This is a genomic window from Thalassotalea euphylliae, assembly GCF_003390375.1.
GTDB classification, from domain to species: domain Bacteria; phylum Pseudomonadota; class Gammaproteobacteria; order Enterobacterales; family Alteromonadaceae; genus Thalassotalea_F; species Thalassotalea_F euphylliae_A.
In genome coordinates this window covers 1-7795 of the sequence record NZ_QUOT01000003.1, presented here as the reverse complement: position 1 = coordinate 7795, position 7795 = coordinate 1, and the positions used below count along the sequence as shown (strand labels likewise).

The 7795-nt window shown below is 40.4% G+C and carries 8 protein-coding genes and 1 pseudogene; 4 read left to right on the top strand and 5 right to left on the bottom strand.

What is annotated here, in order from left to right:
• Positions 1-402: 402 nt before the first annotated feature.
• The 3 genes and pseudogenes from DXX94_RS19140 (at position 403) to DXX94_RS19130 (ending at position 3574) form a co-directional block, all read left to right on the top strand.
• Positions 403-1758, top strand: a complete 1356-nt coding sequence (locus DXX94_RS19140) for a Fic family protein (RefSeq protein ID WP_116013202.1) — start codon at positions 403-405, stop codon at positions 1756-1758.
• Positions 1759-1893: 135 nt separating this feature from the next.
• Positions 1894-2373 (top strand): annotated as a pseudogene (locus DXX94_RS19135) (helix-turn-helix domain-containing protein); the annotation flags it as partial.
• 160 nt (positions 2374-2533) lie between these two features.
• On the top strand, positions 2534-3574 hold the full coding sequence (locus DXX94_RS19130; RefSeq protein WP_116013192.1) for an IS481 family transposase: 1041 nt from the start codon (positions 2534-2536) through the stop codon (positions 3572-3574).
• An 84-nt stretch (positions 3575-3658) separates the two neighbouring features.
• On the opposite strand, the gene DXX94_RS19125 is transcribed toward DXX94_RS19130, so the two are convergent.
• The 4 genes from DXX94_RS19125 to DXX94_RS19110 all read right to left on the bottom strand — a co-directional run bounded on the left by DXX94_RS19125 (position 3659) and on the right by DXX94_RS19110 (position 6856).
• Positions 3659-4609: an IS110 family transposase gene (locus DXX94_RS19125; protein ID WP_116013201.1), complete on the bottom strand. Its 951-nt coding sequence runs from the start codon at positions 4607-4609 to the stop codon at positions 3659-3661.
• A 593-nt stretch (positions 4610-5202) separates the two neighbouring features.
• Entirely contained in the window at positions 5203-6228 is a 1026-nt protein-coding gene (locus tag DXX94_RS19120) for an IS110 family transposase (protein WP_116013199.1), read from the bottom strand.
• Positions 6229-6317: 89 nt separating this feature from the next.
• Positions 6318-6617, bottom strand: coding sequence for a type II toxin-antitoxin system RelE/ParE family toxin (locus tag DXX94_RS19115; RefSeq protein ID WP_116013198.1), 300 nt, complete (start codon positions 6615-6617; stop codon positions 6318-6320).
• Positions 6618-6619: 2 nt separating this feature from the next.
• Entirely contained in the window at positions 6620-6856 is a 237-nt protein-coding gene (locus DXX94_RS19110; protein ID WP_116013197.1) for a type II toxin-antitoxin system ParD family antitoxin, read from the bottom strand.
• Between the two features lie 179 nt (positions 6857-7035).
• On the opposite strand from DXX94_RS19110, the gene DXX94_RS19105 reads away from it, so the two are divergent.
• The gene (locus tag DXX94_RS19105; protein WP_116013195.1) at positions 7036-7485 is read left to right on the top strand and encodes a DUF7832 domain-containing protein; all 450 of its coding nucleotides are present in this window, start codon (positions 7036-7038) and stop codon (positions 7483-7485) included.
• Positions 7486-7591: 106 nt separating this feature from the next.
• On the opposite strand, the gene DXX94_RS19100 is transcribed toward DXX94_RS19105, so the two are convergent.
• Positions 7592-7729: a type II toxin-antitoxin system RelE/ParE family toxin gene (locus DXX94_RS19100; protein ID WP_258872220.1), complete on the bottom strand. Its 138-nt coding sequence runs from the start codon at positions 7727-7729 to the stop codon at positions 7592-7594.
• Between the last annotated feature and the right edge of the window lie 66 nt (positions 7730-7795).

Sequence of the window (7795 nt, the reverse complement as noted above, 5' to 3'; positions counted from 1 at the left end):
ATCGAACTACTGTAAAAGAAGGCCTTAGTTGCCGCTAAGGCTTGGGTCTCTCTTTACCGAAAATGGTTATTTAGGTGGGTAATTATCCATACAAGAAAATTAAATCGGACTAAAAATGCTTGGCTTGGTTCGTTTCACTCACAAGTATAGCTAAGCATTTTTAGCCGTTTATTTAAGCGTTATATTTTCAACTATTCCGCTCGAAACTAAACTCAAGTATAAAAATTTAATTGTTACTTTTTTACTTTTTTACTTTTTTACTTTTTTACTTTTTTACTTTTTTACTTTTTTACTTTTTTACTTTTTTACATAAGCATAAAAACACAAAAAATCATATTTGAGTTGAATTGTTCTTAATTTAATATAAACTCGATTTATCAATTTTGTTTTTTCAGGTGTTTTATGGCACGGATAAGAACTCCCATTCCATTTAATAAATTAATGGAAGAGACGCTCCCGCAAAACTTTATTCATTTATTGGCAAAATATAAAGCCACAGATCCTAAAGGTAACTATCTTCACTGGGATAAGTTTAAGTGGAAGGTTGAAAAAGGTGATGATGAAACTGCTGCTTGGATAGCAACTAAGCTTTCTAGAAAAACTATTACTAAATACATAGAGGCCTTACAAGGAAAAAAAGAAAGAGAATTATTTAGTTATTGTGTGCCTGACTCATTATTCTCTCAGCTACATCATATTGATAAATTAACTGGTGGTGGTCATTCAATTGGTGATGGTTCATTTATTACTGCACGAGAAAAAGATCGGTATTTAGTAAAGAACTTGATGATGGAAGAAGCGATAACATCATCACAACTCGAAGGAGCATCCACCACAAGAAAAGTGGCAAAAGACATGTTGGAGAATAATAGAAAACCCTCTGACAAGTCAGAACAAATGATATTTAATAATTATCTGCTGATGAAAAAGGTAGTTGAAAGAAAAGATGAAGAATTAAGTATAGCTTTGTTATTGGAACTCCATGAAATAGCTACACACAATGCAATTGATAATAATGCAATACCTGGTGAAATTCGTAACGATAACGATATTACAGTTAAAGATATGTATAACGAAATCGCGCATGAACCTCCTTGCTATAAATCTTTAAAAGAACGGCTAACTCTTCTATGTGAATTTGCAAACCAATGTAATGACGGTGAAAACAGTGATAGTTTCATTCATCCTCTTGTGAAAGCTATCATACTTCACTTTATGATAGGTTTTATCCACCCTTTTGGTGACGGAAATGGTAGAACAGCGAGAGCATTGTTTTATTGGTTTATGTTAAGAAGTGGGTATTGGCTTTTTGAATACGTTTCTATTAGTAAACTAATACAAGAAAAAAGAAGTGATTACGATACTGCATATATTTATACGGAGACAGATGACTTAGATTTAACTTATTTTATTTATCATCAAACAGAAATTGTTAGAAAGGCTGTAGACGCTCTTCAAAACCATATTGAAGCTAAGAAAAGTGAGTTTTATCAGTTCATGGAATGGATTGAAAAAAGCCCACTGTCCAAGAAACTTAAACGTGCTCAGTTGGAATTATTAAAAGACGCTGTAAAAGAACCCGGCAAAATATTTACTTCAAAACAGGTATCAACAGATTTTGATATTAACGAGGGTACGGCTAGAACATATTTAAATGGACTTGTTGACGAAGACTTGCTTATTTCTACTAAGAGTAAAAAGGGTAAAACTATTCTTTATCTAGCCCCTCAAGGGCTAAGAGATAAATTGAAAATATAACAAGAGACTATGGCGTCAATAGCTAATTTGAATTAGTTCAGACAAGATCTGACACATCTTCTTGAAAAGTAGAGAGTTACCCGTTTTGATAAAGGTGCTGAATCTTTAATCAAAACAAACAAAGAGGTAACTCTCATGCTTCATACTAACAATCCAATCATTAAACACAAAGCAGGTTTGCTCAACCTAGCTGAAGAACTTGGTAATGTATCCAGAGCTTGCAAAGTGATGGGCGTATCACGAGATACATTTTATCGTTATCAAGAGCTGGCTGAAGATGGCGGCATTGATGCGCTTATTGATAAGTCCCGCCGAAAACCAAATATAAAAAATCGTGTTGATGAAAAAACCGAAAAAGCAGTAATGGATTATGCCATTGAATACCCCGCGCACGGCCAAGTCAGAACCAGCAATGAACTTCGTAAGCAAGGCGTATTTGTATCTGCCAGTGGCGTGCGTTCAATCTGGTTGCGCCATGACTTAGAAAACTTCAAAAAACGGCTGAAAGCGCTTGAAGAGAAAGTCGCTAACGACGGCATCATTCTCACCGATGCTCAAGTTGCTGCACTTGAGAAGAAAAAGAACGATGATGAAGCTTGTGGCGAGATAGAAACTGAATCGACCAGACTACCCTAGACGTTTTCTTGATTCATAAAATAGGTTTTATCTGAATTAGTTCAGACAAGATCTGACACATCTTCTTGAAAAGTAGAGAGTTACCCGTTTTGATAAAGGTGCTGAATCTTTAATCAAAACAAACAAAGAGGTAACTCTCATGCTTCATACTAACAATCCAATCATTAAACACAAAGCAGGTTTGCTCAACCTAGCTGAAGAACTTGGTAATGTATCCAGAGCTTGCAAAGTGATGGGCGTATCACGAGATACATTTTATCGTTATCAAGAGCTGGCTGAAGATGGCGGCATTGATGCGCTTATTGATAAGTCCCGCCGAAAACCAAATATAAAAAATCGTGTTGATGAAAAAACCGAAAAAGCAGTAATGGATTATGCCATTGAATACCCCGCGCACGGCCAAGTCAGAACCAGCAATGAACTTCGTAAGCAAGGCGTATTTGTATCTGCCAGTGGCGTGCGTTCAATCTGGTTGCGCCATGACTTAGAAAACTTCAAAAAACGGCTGAAAGCGCTTGAAGAGAAAGTCGCTAACGACGGCATCATTCTCACCGATGCTCAAGTTGCTGCACTTGAGAAGAAAAAGAACGATGATGAAGCTTGTGGCGAGATAGAAACGGCTCATCCGGGCTACCTAGGCTCACAGGACACGTTTTATGTGGGTAATCTAAAAGGTGTTGGCCGTATCTACCAGCAGACGTTCGTTGATACTTACAGCAAGGTTGCATTTGCCAAGCTCTACACAACGAAAACGCCAATCACTGCTGCTGACATACTCAACGACAAGGTTTTGCCTTACTTCGAGCAGCACGAGCTACCAATGTTACGCATTCTCACAGACCGAGGCACTGAGTATTGTGGCAAGGTTGAACATCATGATTACCAGCTTTATCTAGCAATAAATGATATCGATCATACAAAAACGAAAGCGATGTCACCGCAGACAAATGGTATCTGTGAACGTTTCCACAAAACAATATTGCAGGAGTTTTATCAGGTTACGTTCCGTAAGAGGCTCTATGGCTCGTTAGAGGAATTACAAAAGGATCTGGACGAATGGATGGTTTATTACAATAATGATCGAACTCATCAGGGCAAAATGTGCTGTGGCAGAACGCCACTTGAAACATTACTTGATGGAAAATCGATTTGGGCTGAGAAGAATTTAGCTCAAATCTAAACTGACAGTCACCGATTGAAAAACGGGTAACTGTCAGATCAAGTCTGAACTAGTACATTTTATCTGAACTAGTACAGCTAATTTTTAAGCTTTTGGCGCTTCCCACATTACTTCATCTCTGAGCATCGAATTTAATATCACCACCATCTTTCTGATACAGGCAATTATCGCCACTTTTTTAGGTTTGCCTGCACCAACTAATCGTTGATAGGTATCTTTAAACACCGGATTACTTTGAATCGCTGACAGCATCGCCATATATAACACCGTGCGCACTTGGTGCCGCCCACCTTGGATTCTCCGTTGTCCTTTATAACGGCCACTTTCTCGATTCATCGGCGCAACACCAACTAGGCTGCTCGCTTGTTTACCCGTTACATAGCCAAGCTCTGGTAAATTACTGATGATTGATGCGGCCGCTATTTTGCCGATACCTGTCATGCTTTGCAGAATCGTATTTTTCTTCTGGTATTCAGGGCAAGATTCGATGAGTTCAACGAGTTTCTTTTCAATTTTTAGGATTTGATGTTTAAACGCGGTAAGTATCGGCTTGATGGTCATTGATAAGCTTTTTGGCAAAGACTGAAGGCGGTTCTTTTCCATCGTTTGCATCACAAGTAACTGATTTCTTCTGGCGACCAAATCACTCATGACTTGCATAGTGGCTGGTTTGAGTTGTGATAGTGCTGGTTTAATCACTTCCCCATAATGAGCGATAAGCTGCGCATCAAGTTTGTCTGTTTTAGCGCGCTGTCCAATCGCACCTGCAAAGCGTTTGATGTGAATAGGATTGGCGATAACAAACGGCAGTTTGCTGTTCGCACACGCCATAATAAACGGCATTTCTAACCGCCCTGTCGCTTCAATGACGATGCGTTCAACAGGGTATTGCTTGAGCTGATTTATGGCTTCTGCAATCCCTTTTTCGTCATTGGGGACGGTGAAGTAAATGTCCAAAGGACGAAGATATATATCAAGTTGGTACTTACCTGTATCTACCCCAACGTGAATCTTTTGATTGATGACTGTTTTCATAATAAGCTAACCCTTGCTTGCATAATGCGGGTTCGAGACCCAGTAGACTATTCGAGTATGTTGCTTGGAGTCTTTTACAGCGTTCGTTCTTGTTATCGGTCTCTCGATTGAGGAGCCATTAATCAATCGAACTACTGTAAAAGAAGGCCTTAGTTGCCGCTAAGGCTTGGGTCTCTCTTTACCGAAAATAGTTATTTAGGTGGGTAATTATCCATACAAGTTACTCAAAAGGACGCAAAACGCTTGGCTTGTGCTCCTTCGTCGCAAAGTTTAGCCAAGCATTTTCCGCCTTTTAGTAAGGCTACATGGACTCCCCTTTGTCAAGCACAAGCAGTCTCTGAAAACAAGAAAGTCTGACAGCAGCTCTACATTCGGCGTTTATTAGCATACTGCCGTAACAGCTTGTGCTATCGCCCTGATGATTTGCGCTTGAGCATGGCCTCATTCGTTAGACAGCGTCTTCTCTTTCAAGAAATGCGCTTCCCGGCTAAACAGGCTTTCATGCTCTCGGTCTGACCGTGTTATCGTCAATCGCTCATGCTAAGACGCGGTGGGGTTAACCGTTAGGGTTACCTTTACAACGTCAATCTTTTCTATTTTACATAATCTATTTGGTATTCGTTTTTACTTCGCAGCAATGCCCATATCAACCGTGCATTCTTGGCCGCAAGCGCGACGGTTGCTCGTTTAAACCCTCGTCGCTCAATCAGCTCTTTCACCCATAAGCTCGTTCTGTCTGTTTTATGTTTGCAGTTGGCTATTACAGCTCGCGCACCGTGAATGAGTGAGGTGCGAATGTGTTTTTCGCCACGTTTAGATATTCGGCCAAGCTTCACTTGCCCACCTGTCGTATATTGCCTAGGGACTAGCCCTATCCACGCACTAAAGGCGCGACTGGTATCAAAATCTTTTGCGTCACTCACCGTCGCAACAACCGCCGTTGCCGTGATTTCTCCAACGCCAGGTATACTCATCAAGCGTTTTGCCGCGTTCATTTGGTTCGCGAGTTGGTAGAGCTTTCGGTCATGTTTAAGAATTTGCTGGTTTAATGCTTTAATGTCTTGCCATAAGTCACTTAGTAGCTCTCTAGCGAGCAGCGGTAGACCATTGTCAGCATCTGCTAAAATACCTGTGATGGCATGTTGTGCTGGATACCGCCCTTTGGGCATGACAATGCCAAACTCAGCGAGCAAACCTCGTAGGCGATTAATCAGTGCCGTTCTATCCTTGATAGCCCCTTGGCGAATACGGTGTAAGCACAATACAGCTTGTTGCTCTTCACTTTTGATGGTGACAAAACGCGTTTTGGGGCGGGTCACCGCTTCACAAATGGCTTCAGCGTCGTTGGCATCGTTCTTTTCATTTTGGCGATATGGAATGACGAACTTTGAAGCCATGATGCGTACTTCATGGCCAAGCTTAGCAAACTCTCTTGCCCAGTAATGTGCACCAGAGCAAGCTTCCATACCAATGATACACGCTGGCAACTTAGCAATTTCAGCTAACAGTTTGTTTCGCTTAACGGTTTTTCGTAATTGACACTTGTCATGACTATCGACACCGTGGATACTGAAAACAGATTTGGCTAAATCGATGCCAATTGCTTTAATTAGTGACATATGGACTCTCCTCAATTGAAGCAAATAATCAACTTCACTATGGCACACTCGCTAGAGAAAGATGCCGAGCGGGGAGTCCATATCATTCGTTATGTGCTAAAGATAGGAGTCACATCCATGCTTTTGTGCAAAATCCTTATGATTTGAATGTGTTGACTATCAACCTGCTTATAAAAGATAACATGGCTACCTTGTGGGAATTTTCGGTAACCTAAACGAATTTCATCACAACTTTTACCAACATCAGGGTTTTCTGCCAAAAGCCAGAAAGATTCATCAAATTGTTTAATATAAATATTTCGTTGCTCTCGTCCCCAACGTCGCTGTGTGAAAAGAGCGATGTCCTTTAAATCAGACTTAGCTTTTGCAGTAAGTTGAAATGGCTTCACGTTTACTTCTCATTATCTAACTCTGCAATAAAATCATCCATGTTATAGTCAACCATACCACTTTCTTCACCTTCAGCTAGTAGTTGACGTAAAGTGTTTAATTTGGTTTCCTGTGTTTCTAGCAAGCGCAATGCAGAGCGGATAACTTCACTTGCAGAGCCGTAGCGGCCACTTTGAATTTGGTTTGCGATAAAGCCATCAAAATGATCGCCGAGTGTGATACTAGTGTTTTTAGCCATAAACTTGCTCCTGATACCAAAATATACCTAAAAATGGTATTTCTGTAGTATAGTTCAAGTATTGGGCCTATAACAAGGCGTTCAAACGGACAAATAACTGTTGTCTCGGTTTCGCTTCGCTTAACATTATAGCCAACAGTTATTTGCCGCTTAACGCAGCGTTATATGCAAGGAGAGTTATGAAGTACGACGATGCAAGCTGGCACTATGGAGGTGAATTTCCTGAGGGGTCGCCAGAGGAATATGGAGCTACTCACATAGCTTTAATAATGAAGTGGTGCTTCCAAAAGGGATGGGCTGGTGAAATTCACACTGAAGATGAATCAAGTAATAGTGATCTACAAAAAGTTATTGCCAATGAGATAAGCGCAACAGATTTTTTTATGCGCTGGTGCGACAGTAAGTTAACGGATGAAGATTTCAACGATCAAGGCAATGAATTCCTTAAAGAATACTATGGAAAGGAAGGTGCGCTCTACTTACCGGATTACGCAGATTCATTTGGTGCTCTCATGTATGTTAAAGGCGAGAGTGAGCATGATTTCAGTCATTTCTCAGCCATGGTCGAGAGAAGGTATCAGGAATTTTCTAGTAATTCCAACGGTAAGCCTTGGTGGAGATTTTGGTAAAGCATACAAGTAGTTCAATCGGACTTGTAACGCTTGTCTCGGTTTTTGCAAAAGACGCAAAAACACAAGCCAACCATTACAAGCCGTTTAACTAAAGCGTTATAACTCAAAATAGTCTCTTTGCATCCCGATAGAAATTTTCGTTGGAGCCAAAGGTGAGAAGTTCAAGTACAACGGCACCATCTTCGTAGCTGTACCCTAGCAAAGTTAATTGCTTTACCATCTTGAACTTATATACGCGCATAAATTGAATTAGTTCAGACAAGATCTGACACATCTTCTTGAAAAGTAGAGAGTTACCCGTTTTGAT

Coding starts and splice junctions, on each gene's coding strand:
- DXX94_RS19140 (WP_116013202.1), top strand. CDS start 403: ATGGCACGGATAAGAACTCCCATTCCATTTAATAAATTAATGGAAGAG.
- DXX94_RS19130 (WP_116013192.1), top strand. CDS start 2,534: ATGCTTCATACTAACAATCCAATCATTAAACACAAAGCAGGTTTGCTC.
- DXX94_RS19125 (WP_116013201.1), bottom strand. CDS start 4,609: ATGAAAACAGTCATCAATCAAAAGATTCACGTTGGGGTAGATACAGGT.
- DXX94_RS19120 (WP_116013199.1), bottom strand. CDS start 6,228: ATGTCACTAATTAAAGCAATTGGCATCGATTTAGCCAAATCTGTTTTC.
- DXX94_RS19110 (WP_116013197.1), bottom strand. CDS start 6,856: ATGGCTAAAAACACTAGTATCACACTCGGCGATCATTTTGATGGCTTT.
- DXX94_RS19105 (WP_116013195.1), top strand. CDS start 7,036: ATGAAGTACGACGATGCAAGCTGGCACTATGGAGGTGAATTTCCTGAG.
- DXX94_RS19100 (WP_258872220.1), bottom strand. CDS start 7,729: ATGCGCGTATATAAGTTCAAGATGGTAAAGCAATTAACTTTGCTAGGG.